This is a genomic window from Bordetella petrii, assembly GCF_020991325.1.
Taxonomy (GTDB): domain Bacteria; phylum Pseudomonadota; class Gammaproteobacteria; order Burkholderiales; family Burkholderiaceae_B; genus Bordetella_A; species Bordetella_A petrii_E.
The window spans coordinates 1-25,542 of the sequence record NZ_JAJMLX010000033.1 but is presented as its reverse complement, the minus strand read 5'-3'; the positions used below and the strand labels follow the sequence as shown (position 1 = coordinate 25,542).

General features: G+C 65.6%; 23 protein-coding genes and 1 riboswitch. Of the genes, 14 read left to right on the top strand and 9 right to left on the bottom strand.

What is annotated here, in order from left to right; translation table 11 throughout:
- Nucleotides 1–188: 188 nt before the first annotated feature.
- Nucleotides 189–287, bottom strand: a riboswitch (TPP riboswitch).
- A gap of 120 nt (nucleotides 288–407) precedes the next feature.
- Complete coding sequence (locus LPZ50_RS05655) at nucleotides 408–1,847, top strand: sodium:solute symporter family transporter (RefSeq protein ID WP_230658689.1); 1,440 nt, start codon at nucleotides 408–410, stop codon at nucleotides 1,845–1,847.
- 60 nt (nucleotides 1,848–1,907) lie between these two features.
- On the opposite strand, the gene LPZ50_RS05650 is transcribed toward LPZ50_RS05655, so the two are convergent.
- Nucleotides 1,908–2,555: a TetR/AcrR family transcriptional regulator gene (locus tag LPZ50_RS05650; RefSeq protein ID WP_230658687.1), complete on the bottom strand. Its 648-nt coding sequence runs from the start codon at nucleotides 2,553–2,555 to the stop codon at nucleotides 1,908–1,910.
- 141 nt (nucleotides 2,556–2,696) lie between these two features.
- On the opposite strand from LPZ50_RS05650, the gene LPZ50_RS05645 reads away from it, so the two are divergent.
- Together LPZ50_RS05645 and LPZ50_RS05640 are read left to right on the top strand one after the other, a co-directional pair.
- Entirely contained in the window at nucleotides 2,697–4,190 is a 1,494-nt protein-coding gene (locus tag LPZ50_RS05645; protein WP_230658685.1) for an efflux transporter outer membrane subunit, read from the top strand.
- Nucleotides 4,191–4,199: 9 nt separating this feature from the next.
- Entirely contained in the window at nucleotides 4,200–5,186 is a 987-nt protein-coding gene (locus tag LPZ50_RS05640; RefSeq protein WP_230658683.1) for a 2-hydroxyacid dehydrogenase, read from the top strand.
- Nucleotides 5,187–5,191: 5 nt separating this feature from the next.
- Here the strand turns inward: LPZ50_RS05640 and LPZ50_RS05635 are convergent, their stop codons facing one another.
- Nucleotides 5,192–5,899: an IclR family transcriptional regulator gene (locus LPZ50_RS05635; protein ID WP_230658681.1), complete on the bottom strand. Its 708-nt coding sequence runs from the start codon at nucleotides 5,897–5,899 to the stop codon at nucleotides 5,192–5,194.
- Nucleotides 5,900–5,996: 97 nt separating this feature from the next.
- On the opposite strand from LPZ50_RS05635, the gene LPZ50_RS05630 reads away from it, so the two are divergent.
- The 8 genes from LPZ50_RS05630 (at nucleotide 5,997) to LPZ50_RS05595 (ending at nucleotide 14,978) form a co-directional block, all read left to right on the top strand.
- Nucleotides 5,997–6,713, top strand: coding sequence for a PIG-L deacetylase family protein (locus LPZ50_RS05630; RefSeq protein ID WP_230658679.1), 717 nt, complete (start codon nucleotides 5,997–5,999; stop codon nucleotides 6,711–6,713).
- A 5-nt stretch (nucleotides 6,714–6,718) separates the two neighbouring features.
- Nucleotides 6,719–7,348: an RraA family protein gene (locus LPZ50_RS05625; RefSeq protein ID WP_230658677.1), complete on the top strand. Its 630-nt coding sequence runs from the start codon at nucleotides 6,719–6,721 to the stop codon at nucleotides 7,346–7,348.
- A 44-nt stretch (nucleotides 7,349–7,392) separates the two neighbouring features.
- Nucleotides 7,393–8,355: a Bug family tripartite tricarboxylate transporter substrate binding protein gene (locus LPZ50_RS05620; protein ID WP_230658675.1), complete on the top strand. Its 963-nt coding sequence runs from the start codon at nucleotides 7,393–7,395 to the stop codon at nucleotides 8,353–8,355.
- A gap of 173 nt (nucleotides 8,356–8,528) precedes the next feature.
- Entirely contained in the window at nucleotides 8,529–9,440 is a 912-nt protein-coding gene (locus LPZ50_RS05615) for an isocitrate lyase/PEP mutase family protein (RefSeq protein WP_230658673.1), read from the top strand.
- Entirely contained in the window at nucleotides 9,430–10,827 is a 1,398-nt protein-coding gene (locus LPZ50_RS05610) for a 3-isopropylmalate dehydratase large subunit (RefSeq protein WP_230658671.1), read from the top strand. Before LPZ50_RS05615 ends, LPZ50_RS05610 begins: the two co-directional genes overlap by 11 nt.
- Nucleotide 10,828: 1 nt before the next feature.
- Nucleotides 10,829–12,574, top strand: coding sequence for a 3-isopropylmalate dehydratase small subunit (gene leuD, locus LPZ50_RS05605; protein WP_230658669.1), 1,746 nt, complete (start codon nucleotides 10,829–10,831; stop codon nucleotides 12,572–12,574).
- A 2-nt stretch (nucleotides 12,575–12,576) separates the two neighbouring features.
- Nucleotides 12,577–13,983 (top strand): MmgE/PrpD family protein, encoded by a 1,407-nt coding sequence (locus LPZ50_RS05600; RefSeq protein ID WP_230658667.1) that lies wholly within the window; start codon nucleotides 12,577–12,579, stop codon nucleotides 13,981–13,983.
- A gap of 26 nt (nucleotides 13,984–14,009) precedes the next feature.
- Entirely contained in the window at nucleotides 14,010–14,978 is a 969-nt protein-coding gene (locus LPZ50_RS05595; protein WP_230658665.1) for a Bug family tripartite tricarboxylate transporter substrate binding protein, read from the top strand.
- 40 nt (nucleotides 14,979–15,018) lie between these two features.
- Here the strand turns inward: LPZ50_RS05595 and LPZ50_RS05590 are convergent, their stop codons facing one another.
- Nucleotides 15,019–15,693, bottom strand: coding sequence for a GntR family transcriptional regulator (locus LPZ50_RS05590; protein ID WP_230658663.1), 675 nt, complete (start codon nucleotides 15,691–15,693; stop codon nucleotides 15,019–15,021).
- A 159-nt stretch (nucleotides 15,694–15,852) separates the two neighbouring features.
- Between LPZ50_RS05590 and LPZ50_RS05585 the strand changes: the two genes are divergently transcribed.
- Nucleotides 15,853–16,818, top strand: a complete 966-nt coding sequence (locus LPZ50_RS05585) for a Bug family tripartite tricarboxylate transporter substrate binding protein (RefSeq protein WP_230658661.1) — start codon at nucleotides 15,853–15,855, stop codon at nucleotides 16,816–16,818.
- A gap of 2 nt (nucleotides 16,819–16,820) precedes the next feature.
- On the opposite strand, the gene LPZ50_RS05580 is transcribed toward LPZ50_RS05585, so the two are convergent.
- A complete protein-coding gene (locus tag LPZ50_RS05580) occupies nucleotides 16,821–17,987 on the bottom strand; it encodes an NAD(P)/FAD-dependent oxidoreductase (protein ID WP_230658659.1) in 1,167 nt (388 codons plus the stop codon).
- 158 nt (nucleotides 17,988–18,145) lie between these two features.
- Here LPZ50_RS05580 and LPZ50_RS05575 point away from each other — a divergent pair, with 158 nt between their 5' ends.
- Nucleotides 18,146–18,580: a MarR family winged helix-turn-helix transcriptional regulator gene (locus tag LPZ50_RS05575; protein WP_230658657.1), complete on the top strand. Its 435-nt coding sequence runs from the start codon at nucleotides 18,146–18,148 to the stop codon at nucleotides 18,578–18,580.
- Nucleotides 18,581–18,594: 14 nt separating this feature from the next.
- Here LPZ50_RS05575 and LPZ50_RS05570 read toward each other — a convergent pair whose 3' ends face one another.
- The 3 genes from LPZ50_RS05570 to LPZ50_RS05560 form a co-directional block, all read right to left on the bottom strand.
- Entirely contained in the window at nucleotides 18,595–20,196 is a 1,602-nt protein-coding gene (locus LPZ50_RS05570; RefSeq protein WP_230658655.1) for a gamma-glutamyltransferase family protein, read from the bottom strand.
- 31 nt (nucleotides 20,197–20,227) lie between these two features.
- Nucleotides 20,228–21,229 (bottom strand): Bug family tripartite tricarboxylate transporter substrate binding protein, encoded by a 1,002-nt coding sequence (locus tag LPZ50_RS05565; RefSeq protein ID WP_230658653.1) that lies wholly within the window; start codon nucleotides 21,227–21,229, stop codon nucleotides 20,228–20,230.
- Between the two features lie 292 nt (nucleotides 21,230–21,521).
- Nucleotides 21,522–22,844, bottom strand: a complete 1,323-nt coding sequence (locus LPZ50_RS05560) for a YXWGXW repeat-containing protein (RefSeq protein ID WP_230658650.1) — start codon at nucleotides 22,842–22,844, stop codon at nucleotides 21,522–21,524.
- Between the two features lie 390 nt (nucleotides 22,845–23,234).
- On the opposite strand from LPZ50_RS05560, the gene LPZ50_RS05555 reads away from it, so the two are divergent.
- On the top strand, nucleotides 23,235–23,846 hold the full coding sequence (locus tag LPZ50_RS05555; protein WP_230658648.1) for an NAD(P)H-dependent oxidoreductase: 612 nt from the start codon (nucleotides 23,235–23,237) through the stop codon (nucleotides 23,844–23,846).
- A gap of 30 nt (nucleotides 23,847–23,876) precedes the next feature.
- Here the strand turns inward: LPZ50_RS05555 and LPZ50_RS05550 are convergent, their stop codons facing one another.
- Nucleotides 23,877–24,572 (bottom strand): DUF2182 domain-containing protein, encoded by a 696-nt coding sequence (locus LPZ50_RS05550; protein WP_230658645.1) that lies wholly within the window; start codon nucleotides 24,570–24,572, stop codon nucleotides 23,877–23,879.
- On the bottom strand, nucleotides 24,550–25,326 hold the full coding sequence (locus tag LPZ50_RS05545; RefSeq protein WP_230658643.1) for a DUF899 domain-containing protein: 777 nt from the start codon (nucleotides 25,324–25,326) through the stop codon (nucleotides 24,550–24,552). Before LPZ50_RS05545 ends, LPZ50_RS05550 begins: the two co-directional genes overlap by 23 nt.
- Nucleotides 25,327–25,542 lie beyond the last annotated feature (216 nt).

Below are 25,542 nucleotides of genomic sequence, written 5' to 3'. Positions count from 1 at the left end.
GCTGCGATGGTAGTTGATGACCACCCGCGCGCCGTGGCGCAGGAAGGCCCGCGCAATGTGCGCGCCCAGGCCGCGCGCGCCGCCGGTAATGACGACGAGCTGTTCGGAAATGGCGGGGGTAAAGTCGGAACGTTGCATGGCTGGCCTGCGGTGGGCAAAGGCGCCGGCATGCGGGTGGGCCGCTAGGCCCCGGCACTGCTGGACATCCCTTCGCCGGTATGAACTGGATCAGGTTCAACGGGTTTCATCTCAGCCCCGACCGTGTCGGGACACCCCGTGTCTCATGGCGCGACGTTAGCACATATCGCCGGCAAGAGCGCCGTTGACAATCGCGGGGCGCTCTCCTAATCTTGCCCGGTTTTTGACCTTGACCATCCATCCGGCGCGCCGGATGAAGGCGCGACATCATGCTCAGCAGCTCGGCTGCCCTGTTCTGGCTTCTGGCGTTTTCCGCCGGTTTTACGGTGGCCGGCGTGGCCTATGCCCGCCGCGAACGCGGTTCCCTGGAAGACTATATTGCGGCGCGCAACAGCCAGGGAGCGGTGGCCACGCTGCTGACACTGCTGGCTTCGTCGCTGGGCGCATGGATACTGTTTTCGCCGCCGCAGGCGGCCACCTGGGGCGGCCTGGGCGCGGTCATCGGCTATGCGTTGGGCGCCATGTCGCCGCGCCTGGTCATGATCCCGCTGGGCCGGCGCATGCGCGAACTGATGCCGGGCGGCCATACCCTGACGGAATTCCTGCTGGCGCGCTACGGCCGGCCCATGTACAGCCTGACACTGCTGATCATGCTGTTCTACCTGTTCATCGCGCTGTGCGCCGAAATCACGGCTATTGCCAAGCTGGTGACGCTGCTGGCCCCGGTGCCGCTGTGGGCCACGGCGCTGGTCGTGATGGGCGCCACGCTGATCTACACCGCCTATGGCGGCCTGCGCTCGTCCATTTTCACCGACAAGATCCAGATGATCATCATCCTGCCCTTGCTGCTGGTATTGATGGTGCTGGGCTGGAAGGCGGTGGGCGGCGCGGGCCCCACGCTGGCGGGCCTGCGCGACAAGGCCCCGCAACTGCTCGATCCCTTCAATATCGGCGGCCTGAAGGCCGGCCTGACGTTCTTCATGGCCATTCTGCTGACGGGCCTCTTCCACCAGGGCAATTGGCAGCGCATCTATTCCGCCCGCGACACGCGCACCATGCGCAACGGCTTCCTGCTGGGCGGGCTGCTGGTCATGCCCTTCATCTTCGTGATGGGCCTGTTCGGCCTGGCTTTCGTCGGCACGGCCGCCGGTACGGACAGTTCGGTGGCGCTGTTTTCCATCGTGCTGCCGCAGGCGCCCGACTGGCTGGCGGTGGCCCTGATCGCGCTGGGCCTGGCCCTGGTCATGAGCAGCGCCGATACGGCCATCAGCGCGGTGTCCAGCCTGGTGGCGGTGGACGCGCGGCGCCTGATGCCCAGGGCAGCCACGCCGGTGCTGATGCGCTGGTCGCGCTGGCTGGTATTCGCGCTGGCCATTCCCGTGATGGTGGTGGCCGCGCAGGGCTACGACGTGCTGTACCTGTTCCTGCTGGCCGACCTGCTGTGTTCGGCCGCGGCCTTCCCGGTGTTCTTCGGTCTGTTCAGCCGCCGGCACGATGGCCGCACCGCCGTCATCTCGACCCTGGCAGGCCTGGTTGCGGGTCTGTGGCTGTTTCCCGCGCCGGGTGAAAAGCCGGTATTCCTGCTGGAATCGTTCCTGCTGGCCGCATTGGTGCCGCTGGCCGTTACCTTGCTGGCGCGCCGCCTGATTGCGGCCCGGGCGGAATTCGACCTGTCGGGCCTGCGCGGGTCGGTAAGCCGATTCGACTGACAGCGGGCGGCCTTGGCCGATACCGCCGGCTTCGCAATGGCGGGCCGGGTGGGATGCGGCTCAACGCGTAGCCGCCTTGCCGGCTTTTTTGCGCAATGGCCTTGATTTGCCGTACGCGGCAAAGAACATATCCAGCGCCAGTTCCGCCCAGCGCCTTTTCTGGACACCGGAGGGCTTGCGTTCGGGCAGCAGCAAGCATTCCAACTGGGCCTGGCCGCGCACCAGGCTGAAGAACAGGCGTGCCGCCTCGGCCGGGGTGGCGCCGCACAGATCCAGTTCTTTGGCCGCGATGGCGCGTTCCAGGTGCTCTGCCACGATGGCGCAGTAGGTTTGCGGGCCCTGTTCGTAGAAGGTACGGCCCAGCTCGGGAAACCGCGATGCTTCGGCGATGGCCACGCGGAATAACGACAGCCCAGGGGGGGCCAAGCCAAAGTCCAGGTAGGCCAGGGCCAGTTCGGACAGCACGGCGCGGGTGCCGCCGGCGCCGGGCTGCATGGCGCGCAATGCACCGACGTGCGTGGCGCATTGTCGCTCGATCGCTGCGGCAAACAGGGCTTCTTTGGTGGGGTAGTAGGCGTAGACCGTGGCTTTGGACACCCCCGCGGCCTGTTGGATCATGTCGGTAGTCGCGGCGGCGAAGCCATGGGCAAGGAACACATCGCGTGCGGCGTCCAGTACCAGCAAAGCCTTGCCGGTGGGGTTGGGCATTCCGTTTTCTGGCGGTGGGTCGGGGAGAAAATTCGTGCCGGGCTTTTTCATGTGTACCGAACGGTTTAAAAAAAGATTGACCTATCGTCGTGCGCAGCATAACATGCTGTACCGATAGGTTTAGTTCATTCGAGTTATCAGATGCCATCCATCAAACGCCTGGCAATCCGGGGCGCGCTGCTGGGCATGCTGGCGGTATCCGCCGGATGCGCAGTGGGCCCGGATTTCGTCCAACCCGGATCCGGGTTGGACGCAGCCCGCCTGCAGCCCAAGGAAGGGCGCGTCATGCAGCAACTGCCGGCCGACCCGGTGCCGCGCGATTGGTGGAAGCTCTTGAACGACCCTGTGCTGGACGGATTGATCGCACGCGCCTGGGATGGCAACCTGGATCTTCAGGAAGCCGCTGCCCGGGTGGAACAAAGCAGGGCGCGCGCCGGTATCGCGCTGGCCGAGCTGTTTCCCAGCGTGGATATGGACGCCGGCCTGCGGCGCGGCGCGATCAGTGAGAACGGCCCGATGGCGGCGCTGGGCGCCAGCACGGCGGCCACCGATATCTGGCGAGCCGGTTTTCAGGCCAGTTGGGAATTGGATCTTTGGGGACGTTTGCGCCGCCAGCGTGAGGGCGCCGTTGCCGCGCTGCAGGCCACGATCTACGAGCAGCGCGGCGCGCAGGTATCGCTGTCGGCGGAAATTGCCCGGCAGTACGTTGCGCTGCGTGGTGTACAGGCACGGCTGGCCATTGCCGACCAGAACCAGAAAATTGCCGCGCACCTGGTGCGCCTGACCCAAAGCCGTCGGGCGTACGGCGTGGCCACCCGCTTTGACCTGGCTTCCGCACAGGCTCAGCAGGCCGCGGTGGATGCCTTGATTCCGGCGCTGCGCGACCAGCAGAACGTCTTGCTGAATGCCTTGGCCCTGTTGGTGGGCGAGCCCCCGCGTAGCCTGGACGCGCAGCTTGCGCCGAACCGCGCGCTGCCCGAAACCGCCCTGCGCCTGCCGGTGGGCCTGCCGTCGGAACTGGCGTTGCGCCGCCCGGACATCCAGCGCGCGTCTGCACGCCTGCATGCCGCCACCGCTGCCATTGGCGTGGCCAAGGCCGATTTCTACCCGCGGGTCTCCCTGCTGGGTGGTTTTGGCGCTGAAGCATTCGAAGCCCGCGACCTGGGGCTGTGGGAGTCCACCTACTTCAGCTTTGGCCCCAGTATTCATTTGCCTATTTTCGAGGGTGGAAGGTTGGTGCGCATGCTGGAACTTACCCAGGCCCGCCAACGCGAGGCTGCCATTGCGTATCGCCGCACGGTATTGCAAGCCTGGCATGAGGTCGACGACGCGTTCAATGCGATGGTCGCCCAGCAGCGGCGCCAGGCGGCGTTGCGCAGTGCCATGGCGCGCAGCCGTGAAGCTTTGCAGGCCGCGCAGCGGTCTTATCAGGAAGGTGCGGTGGATTACGTTACGGTGCTGGCTGCCCAGCGCGGCCTGCTGGAAAGCGAACTGGCCCTGAGCGGCGCGGCTACAGGCAGCGTGATTGCCGTGGTGCGCCGCGAGGGGGTTGCGGTCAGTGCCGATATACGGGCCGGCCTGGAGGGCTGGACGCGCCAGCTGGATGTGGCTTTCCCTTCCGTCATGCAGGAGTAGGGCAGGCTCATGCTGGACATTGTTTTTCACGGCGGAAACGCCGCCACGTACCTGGATGATTTCCAGGCGGCGCTGCAATGCGATGCACGCATCCGTGTGCTGTCCGAGAAGCTGGATGATGATGGCGCTATCCAGGCCTTCCAGCAGGCCGACGTGATCGTCGGCAACCGGCTGGATGCCGGCATGCCCGCGCCCCGGCGCGCCAGGCTGTACCAAGTGTGTGCCGCGGGCTACGACCGCATTGACATGGATGTGCTGGCACCGCAGGCCTCGGTGTGCAATTGCCATGGCCATGAGGCGGCGATCGCCGAATATGTGATGGCGGCCATGCTGGGCCGGCGGATTCCCCTGGCGCATGCCCATGAAGGGCTGGGGCGCGGGGACTGGCGCTACCGTTCAGGCGAGCCGGATGCTCTGCATGGAGAGATCGGCGGCGCCACCCTGGGGTTGCTGGGGTATGGCCATATCGGCCAGGCCATTGGCCGCCTGGCCAAAGCATTCGGCATGCGCGTGCTGGCGGCCAACCGCAGCCAGGTGCCGGTATCGCCGGAGGTGGATGCCTGGTTCGGGCTGGATGCGTTGCAGGCGTTCTACCGCGAAGCCGATTTCGTGGTGGTGTCGCTGCCGCTGATGCCTGCCACCCAGGGGCTGGTGGACGGCGCCGCCTTCGCCCACATGCGCCCGCATGCAGTGCTGATCAACGTGGGGCGCGGCCCGGTGGTGGATGAGCAGGCCCTGTACGATGCCTTGGCGCAGCGACGCATAGGCGGGGCCGTCATCGATACCTGGTACCAGTATCCGGTCCGTGCCGGCGATACCGCGGCACCGTCGCGGTTACCGTTCGCCCAGCTGGACAACGTGCTGATGACGCCGCATATGTCAGCCTGGACGGACGGCACGATACGCCGGCGCGCGGCCCTGATGGCGGCGAACGTCGACGCCCTGGCTGATGGCCGGCCGCTGGCCAGCGTGGTGCGCGCGGCCGTTTCACGATAGTTTTTCTACGTGCCGTACAAGGCACTGCGCATTTCCGCCGAAGCCCCCAGCCGCGTCGACAATTCCTGCGCATGTTCCAGGATCATGGCCTGGAAATGTGCGGCGTCTACGGTCTTGAGGCGCGCGGACGGGCCGGCGACGGTTAGCGCGCCCACGAAGCGGTCGTCGTCGCCCAGCACGGGTATCGACCACGACGATGTGTAGGGATCGCGCGCGCCGCAGGAGAACAACGGCAGGCGTTCGTCGCCGCGCGGCCGGCCCTGGGCCCAGATGGCGAATACGCGGCCCGTGGATGAAAGATCAGGCGGCATGACGCTGCCCGCGATGACCTGGCTGTGCAGGCCTTCGTGCGGCTGGTGGCGGAACAGGCAAAGCCGCTGGCCCGGTTCTTTGCCTTCTACATAGTAGGCCGCGCTTTCGCCGGTAAGGGCCGACAGGCGTTCCAGTATGGGCATGACCACGGCCGAGAGGTCGAAACCCCGTTCGTACACGCGCGCCAGATACAGCACGCGCGGCCCCAGGCTGTAGTGCCCGCTGGGTTCGCGCACCACGTAGCCGCAGCGCGCCAGCGAGTTCAACAAACGGAAGATAGTGGTTTTGTGCAAAGGCAGGCGGGTGGAGAAATCCGCCAGGGAAAGGTGCTCGGCACCGGGCTTGAAGCAGTCCAGCACGCTGAGGGCGCGTTCGACCGCGATGACACCGTCATTGCTCATAAAACCTTGTAAGCCGCATTTTTATTGATTTGTTGTACATAGTACAACAGTATTTCATAAAAATATAATAACGCCATTGAATGGTCTGGAGATCAGCATGGCGGGTTCGATGGTGGTGGTAACGGCCCATGTGGGCGACTTTGTCTGGCGTTGCGGCGGGGCCATGGCCCTGCATGCCCAGCGCGGCGTGCAGGTTCACCTGGTGTGTCTCAGCTATGGCGAGAATGGCGAGTCGAACGCCGCCTGGAGCGGTGCCGGTGTCGCCCGGGACGCCGTCAAGCAATTGCGGCGGGCCGAGGCGGAAGCCGCGGCCGGCATCCTGGGCGTGGCTTCTATTGACTTTCATGACCTGGGCGACTATCCCATGCCCGAATCGCCGCAGTCGGTGCAACGCGTGTCCGAAACCCTGCGCAGCACGCGCCCCGCCGTGGTATTGACGCACCCCGAGCACGACCCGTCCAACCTGGATCACTGCCGCACCTATGAAATGGTGCTGCGCGCCCGCATGCAGGCCATGGCGCCTGGGCATGGGCCCGATCACGTGGTGCCGCCGCAGGTGCTGTGCTTCGAGCCGCATCAATCCGAACTGTGTGGTTTCAAGCCCAACCTGCTGCTGGACATTACATCCGTGTGGGACCAGAAATGGCAGGCCATGCAGGCCATGCCCACCCAGCGCAACCTGTGGGCCTATTACGAGCGCGTGGCCATGCAGCGCGGCGCTCAGGCGGGCCGCCGGGCCAAGTCCACCGGTACGCTCTACGGCGAAGCCTACCAGGGCATTTTCCCGGCCGTGGTGTCGGCCTTCGTGGAGTAAAGCATATGGCCCAGACTATGCCGGAAGGCCTGTGCAGCACCTTGCTGGCCGACGTGGGCGCGCGCGCCATGGGTTCGGGCATCCATCCGTTGCGCCCCGGTTGGGTGATATACGGCCGCGCCTTGACGGTGTCGGTGCCGGCGGGCGACAACCTGGCCATTCACGCGGCCCTGGCCCGGGTGCGGCCGGGCGAAGTGCTGGTGGTTGATGCCAAGGGCTACTGCAACCGCGCGGTGATGGGCGGCATCATGTGCGCCCAGGCCGCGGCGGCGGGAGTGGCGGGCGTGATCATCGATGGGGCGATGCGCGACGCGGCAGAACTGCGCGCCGGCAACCTGCCCGTGTATGCCCTGGGTCTTTCGCCCGCGGGCCCCCACAAAGAAGGCGGAGGCTCGGTGGGCCATGCCGTCCGCTGCGGGGGCGTCACGGTACAAACCGGCGACTGGATTGTTGCCGACGATGACGGCGTGGTGGTGTACAGCCCCGCCGAGGCACAGGGGCTGATCGCCAAGGCCCTGGCCAAGGGCAATGCCGAGTCCGAGCGCATGCGGGCCATTGCCCGCGGCGAGCTGCGGCCCGCCTGGCTCGACGAGGCACTGACACGCGGCGCCATCGACATGGCGCCGCTTGAATAGTTTCATTCACGACACCTACAGCAAAAATATTCAGGAGGAACATAATGCTGAACAAGAAAATACTGGGCGCGGCCGCGCTCGCGCTGGGCCTGCTTTCGCAAGGGCAAGCAGCTGCGGAATATCCGGACCGCCCGATACGCATGGTGATACCGTTTGCGGCCGGCGGGCCGGCCGACATGGTGGGCCGCGAGTTTGCCCAGTTGTTCGGCGAGGCCCTGGGCCAGCCCGTGGTGGTGGTGAATGCTGGTGGCGGTCATGGCGTGCCGGCCTTGAACCAGGTGCTGGGCGCGGAGGCAGATGGGTATACCTTGTTGATGCCCGCGTCCGGCAACATGACGGTTCCGTCGAAAGTCATGAAGGACAAAAACGTGCTGGAACTGCTGGCCCCGGTCAGCCTGCTGACGCAAAGCCCGCACGTGCTGGTGGTGTCGGCCAAGCTGCCGGTGCATACCACGCAGGAACTCATAGACTACGCGCGCAAGAATCCGGGCAAGGTCAATTTCGGTTCGGCGGGCGTGGGCGGCGTGGCCCACCTGGGCATGGAACTGTTCAAGAGCCAGGCCAAGGTGGACGTGGTGCACGTGCCGTATCGCGGTACATCGCAGGTGATCACGGACCTGGCATCGGGCCAGGTGCAGGCGCTGTTCAGCAGCATGCCGTCGCTCAAGCCCATGATAGACAAGGGGGCGGTTACCGCGCTGGCCATGAGCGCGCCCAGCACGGGTTCGTACACCTCGAAGCTGCCGGTCATTACGGACACTCTGCCGGGCATGGAATACACCACGTGGTATGGGCTGTTCGCCAAGGCGGGCACGCCGCCCGAGGTGCTGGAGAAGCTGAACCGCGCGGTGGTGCAGACGCTGAAGAACCCGGAACTGAACGAGGAGTTCGATTCGCAGGGCGTCGAGTTCGTGTCCAGTACGCCGCAGGAATTGGCCGACCTGGTGCGCAAAGATACCCAGAAATGGACCAAGCTGATCCAGGAAGCGGGGATCGAGATCGATTGAGCGATCTACGGGCCGGTGCGCAGGCACGCTGTGCCTGCGCACCGGCCTTGGTCTGCCCTGGGCCGCGTCGTTTCGAAAATGGCGCGTTTTTTTTGCGCCCTTTGTTTGTCCTACAATAGTAGGCTACAATTTTGAATGGCAGGATACTGTGCGGCAAGTCAAAGGAGACATTCATGAATCAAGCGGGACAGTTTCGGGCGCTTTGCCAGGCGGGCGAGATGATCGTGGCGCCCGGCGCCTACGATGGCATTACGGCCCGCCTGGCCGAGCAGGCGGGCTTCTCCGCGGTGTACATGACCGGCGCGGGCTCCTCGGCCGCGCGAGGCTACCCCGACTTCGGCCTGCTGACCATGAGCGAGATGGCGGACAATGCCGGCATCCTGGCCCGCGCCACCGGCATACCGGTGGTGGCCGATGCCGACACCGGCTACGGCAATGAGCTGAACGTGACCCGCACCGTACAAGAGTACGAGATGCGCGGCGTGGCGGCGCTGCATATCGAGGATCAGGTCTCGCCCAAGCGTTGCGGCCATCTCGACGGCAAGGAAATCATCGGCCGCGAAGACTATATTGCGAAGATCCGCGCCGCGGTGGCGGCCCGCCGCAACCCGGATTTCACCATCATCGCCCGCACGGATGCGCGCGCTGTCGACAGCATGGAGGAAGCGGTCTGGCGAGCCAATCATGCATTGGCTGCCGGCGCCGACATGGCATTTGTCGAAGCCGCCCAGACCTTGCAGGAAGTCGAATCGATACCGCGCCTGGTGAACGGCCCTTGCCTGTTCAACCTGGTCAAGGGAGGGAAATCCCCCGAGGTGACGCTGCAGCAGGTGCGCGGCTTCGGCTATCGCCTGACCATCATGCCCAGCCTGCTGTTGGTGGCCGTGATCGAGGCCTGCGACCGGGTGTTGCAGCAGGTGAAAGAAAGCGGCGTGCCGCCCAGCGGGGAAACCGGCCCCAAGGTGCACGAGCGCTTTCGCCGTTTCGGCGCCGACGAATGGAATGCCATGCGCACGCGCTTTCGCGGCGAGCCTGGCCAGCAAGCGCCCGCAACGGCGCAAAGGAGTGCGGCCGATGTCAGCTAGCACGTTGTTCGACAAAGTATGGGATAGCCACGTCGTCGAGGAATTGCCCGGCGGGTGGGTGCTGCTGCATATCGACCGCGTGCTGCTGCACGATCTGTCGGGCACCGCCAGCCTGAATGCGCTGCAGGCGCGGGGCGCGGAAGTCCACAATCCGGAGCTGGCATTCGCCACGCCCGACCACGCGGTGTCGTCCGAACCCGGCCGCACCGCCATGACCTATGCGCCGGGCGGACGCCTGTGGACGAGCCTGAAGGCCCGCACGGCCGAGGCCGGCATCCGGTTGTTCGACATCGGCGAACGTGGACACGGCATAGTGCATGTCATGAGCCCGGAACTGGGCCTGGCGCAGCCTGGACTGACGATGATCTGTGGAGACAGTCATACCTGTACCAATGGTGCCCTGGGCGCATTGGCCTTTGGCGTGGGTTCTTCCGAACTGGCGCATGCGCTGGCTACCCAGACGCTGCGGCTGCGCAGGCCTCGCACCCTGCGCATCACCTACCGCGGCCGGCGCGCGCCCGGTGTCACGGCGAAAGATGTGATCCTGCATACCATCGGCGTGCTGGGGGCGGGCGCCGGCGCCGGCCATGCCGTGGAATATGCGGGCCCGGTCATCGAGACCATGACTATGGAAGAGCGCATGACCATCTGCAATCTGTCGATAGAAATGGGGGCGCGCATCGGGATGATCGCGCCCGATGAGCGTTGCGCCGATTACTTGCGCGGCCGGCCGTACGCGCCTGGCGCTGCGCAGCGGGGCGCCGCCGAGGCCTATTGGCACACGCTGCGCAGCGACGCCGGCGCCAGTTTCGACCGCGAAGAAACGATCGACGTCTCGTCCATCGGGCCGACATTGACATGGGGCACCAGCCCCGAGCACGCCATGCCGATAAATGGCAAGGTGCCCGATCCCGCTGGCTGCCAGGACGCCGATGTCCAGGCGGCCTGGCGGTCGGCGCTGGACTATATGGGCCTGACGGCCGGGGCGTCCATCGCGGGCACCCGCATCGACCGCGTCTTCATCGGGTCGTGCAGCAACGCTCGGCTGTCGGACTTGGTCGAGGCCGCCGAGGTCGTGCGCGGCCGGCAAGTGGCGCACCATGTATCCGCCTGGGTCGTGGCCGGCTCCGAAGAGGTCAAGCGCGCCGCCGAGGCCATGGGCCTGGATCGTGTCTTCCTGGACGCGGGGTTCGAATGGCGCGAGCCGGGCTGCAGCATGTGCGTGGCTGCCAATGGCGAGATCGCCAGGCCGCAAGAGCGCGTCATGTCCACGTCCAACCGAAATTTCGTGGGCCGGCAGGGGCCCGGGGTGCGCACGCACCTGGCCAGCCCGGCCACGGTTGCCGCGTCGGCGCTGGCCGGCGCCATCACGGCCGCAGGGAGCTGAGATGAAACCGCTAAAACGTGTTGAAGGGCCGGCCGCGGCGTTGCTGCGTGCCAATGTCGATACCGACCTGATTATCCGCATCGAACGGCTGAGCACGATCGCGCGAAACCAGTTGGGCGACTATGCCTTTGAATCCTTGAAGGATGATCCGCAGTTTCCGTATGCGGACCCGGTGTTCGCCCACGCTCCGATTCTGCTGGCCGACAGCAACTTTGGCTGCGGCTCGTCGCGCGAAGGCGCTGTCTGGGCGCTGGCCGGGCGCGGCGTGCGTTGCGTCATCGCGCCCAGTTTCGGCGATATCTTTTTCAACAACTGCTTCCAGAACGGCGTGCTGCCCATTGTGCTTGACCACGACACCGTCTATCGGCTGGCCGGCCAAGCCGCGGCAGGGCGGCCGATGATGGTGGACTTGCAGGCCGGCGAGATCGTGACGCCCGACGGCGAGCACCTGCCATTCGAGGTGGATCCGCTGCGCCGCACCGCGCTGTTGCAGGGCCTGGACGATATCGACCAGACCTTGCGCAGCGACGACCGGATACGCGCCTGGCAGGCTGGCGACCAGGCCCGGCGGCCGTGGGCCTGGCCGCAAGAGCAAATGGAAGTGCCTTGCACGCTGATGCGCGGCGGTACGAGCAAAGGTGTCTATTTCAAGAGCGACGACCTGCCCCCGGCCGGGCCGCAGCGTGATGCGATCCTGCGCGCACTGATGGGAAGCGAAGACCCGTTGCAGATCGACGGCCTGGGGGGATCGCGTCTAGTGACGGCCAAGCTGGCCATCGTGGGAAAATCCCGGCGGCCTGATGCCGATGTCGACTACACCTACGGCATTGTGCCGCCAGGACGGGGTATCGTGGTGTACACCAGCAATTGCGGGAATATCTCGGCAGGCGTAGGGCCGTTCGCCATCGATGCCGGGCTGGTGCCTGCCGCGGGCCCGGTGACCGAGGTGCGCATTTTCAATACCAATACGGGCAAGCTGCTGATTGCCCATGTACCGGTCGCCAACGGACAGGTGCGCGTGCGCGGCGATTTCGCGATTCCCGGTGTGCCGGGCACCGGTGCCGAGATTTTCATGGACTACCGTGCCACGATCGGGGCCAAGACGGGCCGGGCCCTGCCGACCGGAAATCCGGTCGATATCCTTACGCTCGAGGACGGCCGCGACATTGCGGTCAGCCTGGGTGATGTGGCCAACCCGTGCGTGTTTGTCCTCGCGCGCGATGTGGGGGCAACTGGCAGCGAGCTGCCCAACACGATCGACGCCGACGGCGCGTTGATCTCCACCTTGCGCGAACTGCGCGGCAAGGCGGCCGAGCGCATCGGCCTGTGCCAGGATTGGCGCCAGGCCGAGCACGCTTCGCCGGCGTTGCCCCTGATGGTGCTGGTGGCCCCGCCGGCAGACTATCAGGACAGCCAGAGCCGCGTGGTGAACGCCGGCCAGATGGACCTGCAGGCCCGGCTCGTCTTCTACAACAAGTGCCACGAGAGCATGGCCGGCACCGGCTCCATGTGCACCGCGGCCATGTCGGCCATGCCGGGCACGCTGGTGCATGAGATGGCCGCCTCGCCCGCGCAGGTCGGACGTGGCACGCTGCGTATCGGCCATCCGTTGGGCGTGATGGAGGTTGTGGTGCGGGCCCGGCCCGATGCGACGGCAACCGACCCGCAGTTCGAGCTGCTGGGGTTCCGGCGTACGGCGCGCCGTCTCATGACGGGCACTGCCTACTTGTCGCGCGAGGCGTTATGAGCGTGCCTGTTTCCGAGCGCGCGCGCGGCCAGGGTGCGGGCGCGCGTATTGCGACCTATGCCGCCAGCGCAAGCACCGCGCTAGATGCCTGCACGTTGGATGCGGTCGCCCGGTCGCTGGCCGATACCTATGCGGTGGCGGTGGGCGGCGCGCGCGAACACGCGGTGCGAGCCGCGCTTGCCTATGTGGAGGATGCCGGCCTGCTGTCCGCGCCGGATGCGCCGCATGCCGCCACGGTATGGGGCACCGGCCGACGGGCGCCGCCCGAGATCGCCGCATGGTGCAATGGCATTGCCGGCCATGTGCTCGACTACGACGACGTCACGGTGCCCCTGCGCGGGCATCCGAGCATCGCTCTCTGGCCAGCCGTCCTGGCGCTTGCCGAAGCCCGCAACATATCCGGCGCGCGTGCCGCGTCCGCGTTCGTGGTCGGCATGGAAGTCTTGTGCAAGCTGGGGCGTTGCATTGCCGTGGACCAGTACGCCGCGGGTTGGCACACCACCGCAAGCATCGGCGCGCTGGGCAGCACCGCCGCCTGCGCGCATTTGATGCGGCTCGATGCCGACCAGACAATCAACGCCATCGGCCTGGCGGTGGCCCAGGTGGCAGGCTCGCGCGAGAACGTGGGAACCGAGGCCAAGTCGTTCCAGGCCGGCCAGGCCTGCGCGGTTGGCGTACGGGCGGCCGGGCTGGCGCTGGCGGGCTTCGGCGCAGGCGCGGGTGCGCTGGATGGGCCGCACGGCTATGCGCAGCTCTATGCGGCGGGCGCGAACTTGACGGCCATGCCGGTCGAGCTGGGCCAGGCGCCGCTGGAAATCCATCGCGCCGGGCTGGACGTCAAGCAATATCCCATGTGCTATGCCACGCACCGCGCGCTGGATGCGGTACTGGCATTGCGTCGCGAGCACGGCCTTCGCGCCGCCGATGTGCGGCACGTGACGGTGACCACTAGCCGTGCCGCGCTGACGCCGTTGGTGCACCCAAGGCCGTCCAGTGGCCTGGAGGGCAAGTTCAGCATGCAGTACGCCATGGCGGCTGCGTTGATCGACGGCCAGGTGCGGCTGGCCAGTTTCACCGACGAGGCCGTGCGGCGCCCTGAGGCTCGGTGGTTTTTCGACCGGGTGAACGTGCGCGAAGCCGAAGGCCCCATCACGCCACGCTGGGCGACCGTGGAACTGGACCTGGCCGACGGGCGCCAGCTGGCTCTGCGTGTCGAGACCCTGGGCGGTTCGCACCAGAAACCGCTGGACGATGCGCAGCTTGCTTCCAAGATCAACGACTGCCTGCGATGGGGACATCGCGGAGGCGACGGCAAGACCGTGCTGGCGCACTGCCGGCGGCTTGCGCAACACGATGGCCGCGCGTTCATGGACGGATTGTCCGCGCTCGCGGGTGGCGGCCGCGCCTGACAACAACTATCCAGGAGACCATCATCATGAAGTTCACACAGACGCTGCGGTTCTGCCTTGGCGTGCTGGCGGGTGCCGGCCTGTCCTGCGCGGGCCTGGCTCATGCGGCTTTTCCCGAACGGGCCGTGACGATCGTCGTGCCGTATCCGGCGGGCGGCGGTACCGACACCGTGGCCCGCAAACTGGCGCAGACCCTGTCCGGGCACTGGAAGGTGCCGGTGGTCGTGGAAAACGCGCCGGGAGCCGAAGGGCTGATCGGTAGCGAGCGCGTCCTGCGCATGCCGGCCGACGGCTACACCTTGCTGTTCCAGATCAGCCAGATGATGTTGTGGAAGAAGACCGTGCCCAACAGCAAGGTGGATGCCCTGAACGATTTTCGCTATGTGTCGAAAATCCAGACCTCGCCCCTGGCATTCGGCGTGTCGCCTAAGTTGCCCGTGACGTCCATTAAGGAATACGTGCAATGGTGCCAATCTCAGCAAGGCGGGTGCGCCTGGGGTTCCGGCAGCGCCTATGCCCAGTTGATGGGCCGACAACTGATGGACGTGGCAGGCGTTTCCGACGCCATCAATGTGCCGTACAAAGGCACGGCGCCCATGATGACCGACGTGGCGGGCGGCCATATCTCGATGGCCGTGCCGGCCGTGACCTCGAGCCTGGCCCAGATCAAAGGAGGCCTGTTCCGTCTGCTGGCAGTCGGTTCGGGCCAGCGCTCAGGTCAGGTGCCGGATGTGCCGACGCTGCTGGAGTCGGGCTACGACGTGCATGGCGAAACCTGGTATGGCCTGCTGGTCGGCAAGAACACGCCGCAGGATGCCTTCGACGGCATTGTCGCCGGTATCAGGCACGCGTCGCAGGATCGTGAATTGATCGAGCGGATCAAGAGCGACGGTGGCGAGCCGGTATTTAGCACGCCGGAAGCGTTCACCCAGGAAGTGCGCGACGAAAGCCGGCGGCTGGACTCGCTGCTGGACAAATACTGGACTGCGCAATGACACCGGCAGCGGGAATGGCCATGCGGAACGGTTGCCAGGGTCAGTCGGGGAAGATGTCCGGCAGCGTCATCAGCCGCTCGGCTGCCTTGCCCAGATGTTTCTGCATCAGGCGTTCGGCGAGCTTGGCGTCATTGGACAGCATGGCGGCGGCAATACGTGTGTGCTCGGCCCGGGAACTGTCGATGTAATGGCGGTCCAGCGAGCCGCGGATCTGGTAGCGCAGGAAGGGCAGACGCATCTGCTTGATCAGGTTCTGCAACTGCGGATTGTCGCACAACGTGAGGATCGTGTTGTGGAAGGTGCTGTTCTCTTGCGCAAAGCTGGCGTTCACCCCGAACTCGTGGTTGTGGATCTGTTCGAGCAGCCGCCTTTCTTCTTTGTGCGGGGCCAGGGCTAGCCGTTCCGTGGCCAGGCGCGTGGCCAGGCCTTCGATGGCTTGGCGGATGGCGAAGATGTCGGTGATTTCCTTGCGCGAGAACTTCTTGACGACCGCGCCCTTGTTCGGAACGAAGTCGATGATGCCCTCGGCGCTGAGCCTTCTGAAGGCCTCGCGCAAGGGGCCTCGGCTTACACCGTAGTCCTTGATCAAGTCGGCTTCGATCAGACGTTGGCCGGGCGCAAGTGCTCCATTCTCGATGGATTTTTTTAGTTGTGTGAACAGGAGTTCGACAGTCGTTCCGCGCGGTGCTGTCGAAAGAGCGCGAGTGGTGGGCATGGGGGCGAAGCCGGGTTTCTGACCCGGGAAGGATAACAGGAGATCGCCAGATCCGGCGATGGCGTGTGGACTTCGGGCAGGTATAATTTTCGGATTGATTGTAGGACAATATATAAGTACAATTTTAACCAATCTCAATAACGAGACATGGAGAAGACAATGCGTACTTTCATCACCAGGGTAGTGCTGGCGCTCATGGCCATTGGCGGCCACCCGGCCGGCTGGGCCGGCCCGTACCCCGACCAGCCATTCAAGCTCATTGTTCCGTATTCGCCGGGCGCCAGCACCGACACGCTGGCCCGCCTGGTGGGGGAATCGGTCTCGGAACAGTTGAAGCAATCGGTTATCGTGGAAAACAAACCGGGCGCCGCGGGCATCATCGCCACCAACTATGTGCGGCAACAAAAACCGGACGGCTACACCTTCATGCTGACCACCGACGGCATCATGTCTGTAAACCCGTCGCTGTACAAGAAATTGCCGTACGACTCGAAGGCTGATTTCGCATCGTTGGGTGTGGCCGTGGCGGTGCCCAATGCGCTGGTGGTGCGTGACGATTCGCCTTTCCACGATGTGCATGATGTGGTCCGGCATGCCAAGGCACATCCCGATGCGTTGTCGTACGGATCGGCCGGGGTGGGTAGTTCGCTGCACATTGCTGGAGAATTGCTCAACGAGACGGCCGGCATCAACATCCTGCACGTTCCGTACAAAGGCGGCGCAGCGGAAATGAATGCCCTGTATGGCGGCGAGGTATCGATGATCTATGTGCCGATGGTGACGGCGCTGAACATGCGAGCGTCCGGAAAGGCCCGCATTCTGGGAATCGGAAGCGCGCAGCGCAACCCCGCGCTGCCCGACGTGGCGACTTTCAGCGAGCAGGGCCTCGATTACAACTCGGATACTTGGTATGGCTTCAACATGCCGGCGGGGGTGGATGCAGGGCAGGTAGAGCTACTGAGCCAAACCATCCAGAAGGGGTTGATGCAGAACAAGGCCCGCCTGCAAGACCTGGGCTTCTCGGTGGTGGCCGGCAATCCGGTGCAGATGGACGAAACCATCCAGGAAGGCCTGGCGCGCTGGCGTCCTCTGATCAAGAAAGCGGGCTTGTACCAGAAGCAGTAAGCCTATCGTGGCAGCCCTCGGGTGGTGTGAAAGCGCGCCGGCGACACCGCGCGAGGGTCTACCCGCCATTGGCGCAGCGATGCATCGAGCGGGTCTTCCAGCAGCAGGTTGGCCGCCAGCAGCGATGCGCCGGGCGAGCTCTGGATGCCGTATCCGCCTTGCCCGGCCAGCCAGAAGAATCCGCTGACTTGGGGATCCCAGCCGATCACGAAATCGCCGTCGGCCACGAATGAGCGCAGGCCGGCCCATGTGTGGGTGGGGCGGCGGATGGCCAGGGTGGTGGCGGTTTCTATCCGGTCGATGCCCAGCGCCACGTCCAGTTCCTCGGCCACTACGTCATGGGGAGCGACCGGGTCGGCATTGGCCGGCGAGCCCAGCAGTTGGCCGGCATCCGGTTTGAAGTAGAAGCTTTCATCTATGCCCACCACGGCGGGCCAGCGGGCAAGCTCGGCCGCACTGACGGTTTCCGGCGGCTTGAAGGTGAATGCGCTGCGCCGTTTGGGGGTCAGGTCGACGGGGGCCACGCCGAACAGCCCGGCCATCTGGTCGGCCCAGGCGCCCGCCGCGTTGACGGCGGCCCGGGCACGCACGGTCTGCCCGTTGGCAAGGCTGGCTTGCCAGATGCCATCGTGCCGCTCGGCGCGCATAAGGCCGGCGTTGAACAGGAACTGCACGCCGGCCGCGCGGGCGCCTTTCACGTATCCCTGCAGTACGGCATGGGCATCGACATCCATTGCCTGCGGTTCGGCGATCGCGCCCACCAGGCCGGCTTCGCGGATGCACGGCACCCGGGCCAGCACTTCGGCGGGTGATAGTTTTTGGATGGGCGCGCCCGCCGCGGTCAGCGCCTTGTGTGTCTGTTCCAGAAGCTGCTGCTGGCCTTCGCGGGCGATATACAGCACGCCGCGTTCCGTCAGCAGGGGATGGTCGCAGAAGCCCTGCGGCGGATGTTCGTAGAAGTGCCGGCTGGCGCGCGTAAGCGCCTGAATGGCGGGCGTGCCATACGTTTCCATGAACATGGCGGCCGACCGCCCCGAGGTGTGATAGCCCGGCTGGCTTTCCATGTCGACCACCAGCACCGAGCCGCGGCCGCGCAGCCGGTATGCCAGCGAGGCGCCCGCAATGCCGGCGCCGATGATCAGGAAATCGTGAATGGGGGTGTCGGACATAGGAATACCTTTCCCGTTTTGATGGCGCCCCGATGCCCGGGCGTACCGTCAATTGCCTGTATCATCGACGCGTGCAAATTGTTGGAACCGTCATGGCGACATCGCGTACAAAGAAGGCAAGGCCGGGCGTCGACCCGACAAAGCTGCTTGCATATCGCGTGCTGACGCTGAGCCAACTATTGAACCGCGGCATCGAAGTCATTCTGGATACTCACCTGGGCCTGTCGGTGCGGCAATGGCGTGTGCTCTTGTGCGTGGCCAATGCCGGGCCGCAATCCGTGCAGGATATCGCCGATTTCTGCCGGTACGACAAAAGCCAGGTCAGCCGCGCCGTTGCCGAATTGCTGGCCAAGAAGCTGGTGCTGACATCCCCCAGCGCTACCGACGGACGCCGCATCCTGGTCGACATGACCGCGGCCGGCCGGTCCAAGTACGAACAGGGCATGCCCCTTAGCCTGGATCGCCAGCGGCGGCTGGCCAGTTGCCTCAGTCCCCAGGAACTGGCAACTTTCGAAAACGCCATGCAAACGCTCATTCAGCAGGCCGAGACCTTGCTGCAAGAGGCCCACGCGCAACGGGACAAGGCCCGCTAGCCGTCTGCCGTGCACTACCAGCCTCCGGCGTGGCCGTCTTTCCGATGGTCGGAAGCGCCCACATAGCCATCCGCCAGCCTGGCGATGGCCTGCGCCCCGCCGAATTCGTCTGAAAAGCGCGGCGCCACTTCAAGTTTGTGCCCCTTTGCCCGCAGCCCGGCAACCGCGGTTTCCGGAAAGTTCCATTCGACCAGGACCGTGGTGTTGTCTTCCAGGATGCGCCAGCGTGGCGCGTCGATGACCGCCTGCGGATTCTGCCCCCACGCGATGCGTGCCGCGACTTGCATATGGCCCTGCGCCTGCAGCGACCCGCCCATCACGCCGAAGCTCATCAAGGGCTTGCCGGCGCGCATCAGGAAGCCCGGGATGATGGTGTGGAATGGGCGCTTGCGCGGACCCACCTGGTTGGGGTGGCCGGGAATCAAGTTGAAGCCCCAGCCGCGGTTGTGCAATGCGATGCCCGTGCCGGGCACGACCAGGCCCGAGCCGAAGCCCTTGAAGTTGGACTGGATGAACGACACCATCATGCCGCCGGCGTCCGCCGTGGTCAGGTAGGTGGTGCCGCCCTTCAGGGGCAGGCCCGGGCCGGGGTAACGGGCCTGCGCCGGATCGATATCGCGTGCCCGTTCAGCCAGGTAGCCAGGGTCCAGCAAGGATTCGGCACTGACTTCGGCCATGTAGCGGCTGTCGGCGACGTAGCGCTGCATGTCGGCCAGCGCCAGCTTCATGGCTTCGATCTGCGCGTGGAAATATTCGGTGCTGTCGAGCGGCAGCGCGTGGGCGCCGGCGGCCTCGAGCATGCCCAGCGCCATCAGGGCGCCGATGCCCTGTCCGTTCGGGCCGATTTCATGCAGCGAGATGTCCTGGTAGCCCATGGAGATGGGCGCCACCCAGTCGACCTCATGCGCCTCGAGGTCGGCCTTGGTCAGGGTGCCGCCTGTGGCGGCGGCATAGGCCGCGATATGGTCAGCCAGGGCGCCGCGATAGAACGATTCGCCCTCGGTGCGGGCTATATCTTCCAGGGTTGCCGCCTGTCCTGGGCAGATGAACCGCTGGCCTGGCGCCGGAGCGCGCCCGCCGGGCGCGAAGGCGTCGGCAAACCCCGGCGTATGCTTGATGTCGGCGATCTGGGCTTCCCATTGGCGGCTGGCGATAGGAGTGACCAGATAGCCGTCGCGGGCGTAGCGTATGGCCGCTGTGAACAGGTCGCCGAAAGGCAGTTTGCCGAAGCGCCGGGACAGCGCTATCCAGCCCGATACCGCGCCTGGTACGGTGACCGAGTCCCACCCGCGCGGCGGCATGGCCTGGTATTTGGCAAAGTATTCCGGCGTCCAGGCTTCGGGCGCGCGCCCCGACGCGTTCAGGCCGTGCAATTGCGTGCCGTCCCACACAATGGCGAAGACGTCGCCGCCGATGCCGTTCATGCACGGCGCCACGACAGTCAGCGCAATGCCGGCGGCGACGGCGGCGTCTACCGCGTTGCCACCCGCCGCCAGTGCGCCCAGGGCCGCCTGGGTGGCCAGTGGCTGCTCGGTGCAGGCAATGTTTTCCGCCAACACCGGCATGCGTTGGGATGTATAGGGAAAGGACCAGTCGGACCCATTGAAAGAGGCCATCGAAGCATCCGTATGCAAAGAGTGGGTTGGCTTAGTCGGGCGTGTCCATCAGCTTCTTGGCCAACGCAGGCCACAGAGCGAATTCCTGGCTGATGACGGTGCCGAAGTCGTCCGGCGCCGTGAATTTCGCGACAATGCCGGTGGTTTCCAGCGTGGCAATAACTTCGGGGCTCTCGACGGCCTTGCGCACGGCATCGGTCAGCACCCGCAAGCGGTCGGGCGGGGTCTTGGCGGGGGCCAGCAAAACGAAAGCGTTATCGGCTTTCAAGTCGTAGCCGAGTTCGGCCATGGTGGGTACATCGGGCAACTGCGGCACCCGCTTGCTGGCGGCAGTGGCCAGGGCGACGAGCTTGCCGGCGCGCACGTGCGGCAGCACCGAGGCCACGCTGTCGAACATCAGGCTGGTTTCGCCGCTGATCAGGCCGGGGATGGCTTCGGAACTGCCCTTGTAGGGCACATGCGTGGCCGAGGCGCCGGCGGCCGCCAGGAACACCGCGGATTCGATGTGCGACAGAGAGCCCGCCCCTTGCGAAGCGTAGTTGTAATGGCCGGGCTGCTTTTTCAGCAGCGCGACCAGGTCCTGCACATTCCGGACGCCCAGCGAGGCCGGCGCCACCAGCATGTGCGGGGCGTCGGCAATGCCCGCGACGATATCGAAACTCTGTTCGATGTCGGGCAGGTCCCGGTAGGTGACGGTGGCGATGGCCGTGCCGGCCACGGGAACCAGGCCGATGGTGTATCCGTCGGCCGGGGAAGCGGCCAGGCTGCGGTAGCCGATGGTGGCGGCGGCGCCGGGCTTGTTCTCGACCACGACCTGTTGGCCCAGGGTCTGCGCCATGTGGCGAGCGATGGCCCGGGCAGAGGTGTCGCCCGCCCCGCCCGGCGGGGCGGGAACCAGCAGATGGACAGGCTTGTCGGGAAATGCGGGTTGCGCCTGGGCTGCCGGCATGCCGGCAGTCAACCCGAGGCCCAGGCCCAGCAAACTTTGAAATACCGCGCGCACAACACTGGTACTGCCGATCTGCCTGATCATGGTTCGCTCCTGGGCGTCGAGGCTCTACGGCACGGAGGGCGTGCTGTCCTGGATTGGCCTTTCGGAGGCATGATATCGAGCATCTAGTTGCTACGTCAACTATATGCCGGCGGGCGCGGCCGCTGTTTAGGGCGGTGTCAGACAGGGCAAGGTGCCTGACACCCATGGAGCCGCCTGGAGCTACCGCGGCGAGTGTTCATGGGTATTCATGGGTGTCTGGCTCCCGCCAGGGTGCCAGACACCGCAAGACTATCGTGGACGCCGGATAGCCATCGATGCCGTGCCCGCAAGGCTAAGACTGGTGTCCGCGCTGACGTTCCTGTTGCTGACGCTGCTGGTCTTGCCGTTGCCGCTGTTCGGCCTGCCGCTGGTGCCTTTCCTGCTGGCGGCGCTGTTGATCGGCCTGCTGCCGCTGGCGTTCCTGTTGCTGACGCTGTTGATCCTGCCGCTGCCGCTGTTCAGCTTGCCGTTGGTGCTGTTCCTGTTGGCGGCGCTGCTGGTCGGCTTGCTGTCGCTGGCGTTCCTGCTGCTGGCGCTGCTGGTCCTGGCGCTGGCGTTGTTCGGCCTGCCGCTGGTGCTGTTCCTGTTGGTAGCGCTGCTGGTCGGCCTGCTGTCGCTGGCGTTCCTGTTGTTGGCGCTGTTGATCCTGCCTTTGCCGTTGTTCGGCCTGCCGCTGCTGATCGTGGCGGTCGCGTTGTTCGCGTGCCTGGCGTTGTTGCTGCTCGTGCTGGCGGCGTTGGTCATTGGCATGCCGGCGCTGCTGCTCTTGCTGGCGGCGGTGCTCATCGGCGCGCTGGCGTTGCCGGTCTTCCTGTTGGCGGCGCTCGTCCGCGTACTGCCGCTGGCGCTCGTCATGCTGGCGGCGTTGTTCATCGGCATGACGGCGTTCGCGGTCCTGGTGCTGGCGATGTTCTTCGCCGCGCTGGCGCTGCCAATCCTGTTGGCGGCGATGATCCTCGTTGCGGCGCTGGTCTTCGGCGCGGCGATGGTCGTCGCGGCGGCGGCGCTCGTCTTCGCGGCGGCGGTGTTCGCGCTCGATGGCGCGTTCGTGCGCGTCGGGGCCTCGCCGCAGGCCGTGGTCGCCGCCGTAATAACTGGTGCGGTGGCGGTCGGCGTGCCGGTAGTCGATCTTGCGGCTATAGACGTTGGTGACGCGCGTGACGTTGATGTGGTTGACCTGGCGGTTGTAGTAGAAGTTGTTGTGCTTCCAGTATCCGCCGCCGTAGCCCCTGCCGTAATAGCCGTGCCCATAGTTGATGCCGCCGTAGTAGCCCACATGGCGCCCCCAGTATCCTGGATGCCAGCGGTAAACACTGCCCACGAAGGCCCAGTATCCTGGCGTCCAGAGTGCGCCCGCGTAGGGCGGCATGATCCAGGCGCCCGGCACCCAGTAGTAGCCGCCAGGGTTCAACGCCCAGTACCCCGGCGTCCAGATATAGCCCGGGCCGGGGATCATGGGCTGGTCGTAGTCCGGCAGCGGGGGCGGGGGTTCGTTCCACGCATTGACGCCGATGCTGATGGATACGTCGGCCGCGCGCGCCGCCGGCACGGAGGCCAGGCCCGCAAGCAGGCCGGCAAGCAGCAGGCTGGCGGACCAGTATTTGATGGTGTTCATGTCGACCTTCCGACCGTCAACCATTGCAGGTAACGGCAGGATCCGTCGCAATGCAGGGGTGGTTTTCATGACGGCAGCTCCTTATCGTGCGCGACAGGTTCTGCGCACGCGGGCTTATTTAGGCACAGAAGGCGATGGGCCAGCCGGCTTTGTAATGGTTCCGAAACCACTGAATGGTGACCAAAACGCTGATTCGTGACTGTCCGTGTAATGCCCTGGCCTTGCCATAGGGGAGAAAGCCGCGGCTGCGCTTCAATTTGCAAGGTGGGATAAGGAATGTATCGGTTGACAGGCTAATGTACTAAAAGTAAGTTATAGGTATAACTTACTAAAAGTAGTTTAAGTAGTATTTGTCTGATTCCCCGATAACCGATGAACAGAGACCCGTCCATGCATGCCTTGATTGTTGTTGCACACCCTGAACCCCATTCACTCAGTCACAGCATCGCGGCCCGCGTGGGCCAGGGCGTGGCCGATGCCGGCGGTACCTACGAAATTGCCGACCTGGCTGCCGAAGGCTTCGACCCTCGCTTCGGCCCGGCGGACTTGGCCGTGCACCGGCGCAAGGCGCCGCCTCCGGGCGACGTGGCCGCGGAACAGGCGCGCATCGACCGCGCGGACACGCTGGTGCTGGTGTACCCCGTGTATTGGTGGTCGATGCCGGGCCTGCTCAAGGGCTGGATAGACCGCGTGTTTTCCAATGGCTGGGCATTCGAGGACAGCCCGGGCGGGAAACTGCACAAGAAGCTAGGCCGGCTGAAGGTGCACTTGGTGGCCATCGGCGGCGTGGACCAAGGCACGATGGTGCGCCACGGTTACGACCGGGCCATGGCCACGCAGATCGACCATGGCATCTTCGGCTATTGCGGCGCACAGGTGGTGGCGTCCGAATGGATGCCGAACTCCGAAAGCAGCGATCCCCTGGTGAAGCTGGACGCGGCGCACCGCCTGGGGCTAGGGCTGTTCCAGGCGCAGCGCGAACCCGAGGCGGCCAATGCCTGATCATGGCAGCCGCGCGAGCGCGTTGGCGCTTCAGGCCTGCAGCGCTGCCCGGGCCAGCAGGTAAAGGCCGCCGGCCATCATGGCCAGGCCTGCCAGCCGGGCGGAGCATGATCCCGTGCGGGGCAGGCGTTCGGCGGCGATGGCAAGGGTTAGCGCCGCCATGACGGGCAGGCTCATGCCCTGCGCCAGCATGATGGCCGTAGGGCCGGCGCAGGCACAGGCGCAGTGGCGTCCCAAGTGTGCGCCGCGGCGCCAGGCCCGGCGGCCGGGCCCGGAAGGCAGGCTGGCGTGCGGCACGAGGCAATGGGCCAGATGGCGCGCCTTCCACCGCGAGAATTGCAGTGCGCCGGCCGCCAGCGTCACACAGGCGGGCGCCATGGGGATGGCGGGCTCCATCGCGGGCCACTGCGTGCGGGCCTGGGCCAGCATCACACCCAGCGGGTAGACCAGCATGCCCAGCGCCAGCCATACGCCGAAGTAGGCGGTGGCGGCCCGCCAGTCCAGCCAGCCAGGGCGGGCCTGGCCATGCCGGTGCAGCATCAGCATCAGCGCGGGCAGCATCATGGCCGCCATCATGGCCGCCCACATGACCAGGAACGATGCCGCGGCATCCGGCCAGCCTTGCCCGGGCATGCGCAGCCAGACGGCCGATACCTGCGCCCCGCCGCAGCGGGGCAGGGCGTCCAGCACGGAAGGCCAGAATTCAAGCCGCAGGGTATTCATCATGGCGGCGCCACCACACGCCGGTTTCGTTGCGGCCCCTGGGCGCGCGGTCCAGCCATTGATACATGCCCCACAGCCCGTCCAGGCCGCGCGCATAGGCCGAATAGGTGTGGTACACGATGCCGTCTTCCCGCACGAAGGCGCTGACGCCCGGGCGGTCGCGCTGGAAGGTGGCGGCATCGGTGCCGCACATGGCGGCGATTTCGTCTTCGGCCTGCTGGCCGCCCCAAGGTTCGCCTTCCCGCCAGGCGCGCTCCGGCTCGCGGGAATAGTTGTAATTGACATCGCCGGCGCGCTGCTGCGCTTCGGTGAACCAGATATTGAAATCGGCGTTGAAATCGCTACCCGCCGAAGAGGCCCAGGGAAACGCCCAGTCCATGCGGCGCTTGTAGGCGGCCAGTTTGGGCAATGGCGCCCGCGACACCGCCGTCAGCGTGACGTCATGGTTGGCCAGGTGGGTAAAGATCCCGTTGAAGCCGTCGGCAATCGACGAGCACGATGGGCAGCCAGCCTGGTAGTCGGGCCCGAACATGAAGTGGTACACCAGTAGTTGCGAGCGGCCCTGGAACAGGTCGGCAAGGGACGCGGGGCCGTGGTCGGTGTCGAACCGATAATCTTTGTCTATGCGCACCCATGGCAGGGCCTGGCGGCGCCGGGCCAGTTCATCGCTGTGGCGGGTCAGGTCTTTTTCCGCTTGCAGCAGGGCCTGGCGTTCGGCCAGCCAGGTGTCACGGCTTGCGATGGCATGCTGAGTCATGATTGATACCTCCGGAAAGTTGGGGGCGGATTCCACCGCGCAGCGGCTGGGTGGATACCTGTCTGATAGGTTAGGATCGCCGCATGCCCAGGGGGGAGTGACAAATGTGGCGGGATTCCAATCCATGGACCGGTTGATTACCGAGGCCACCAACGTCAAGGGCGACAACCAGGGCAACTATGCCAACCTGCATGCGAACGGCACCGGGCCTTTCAT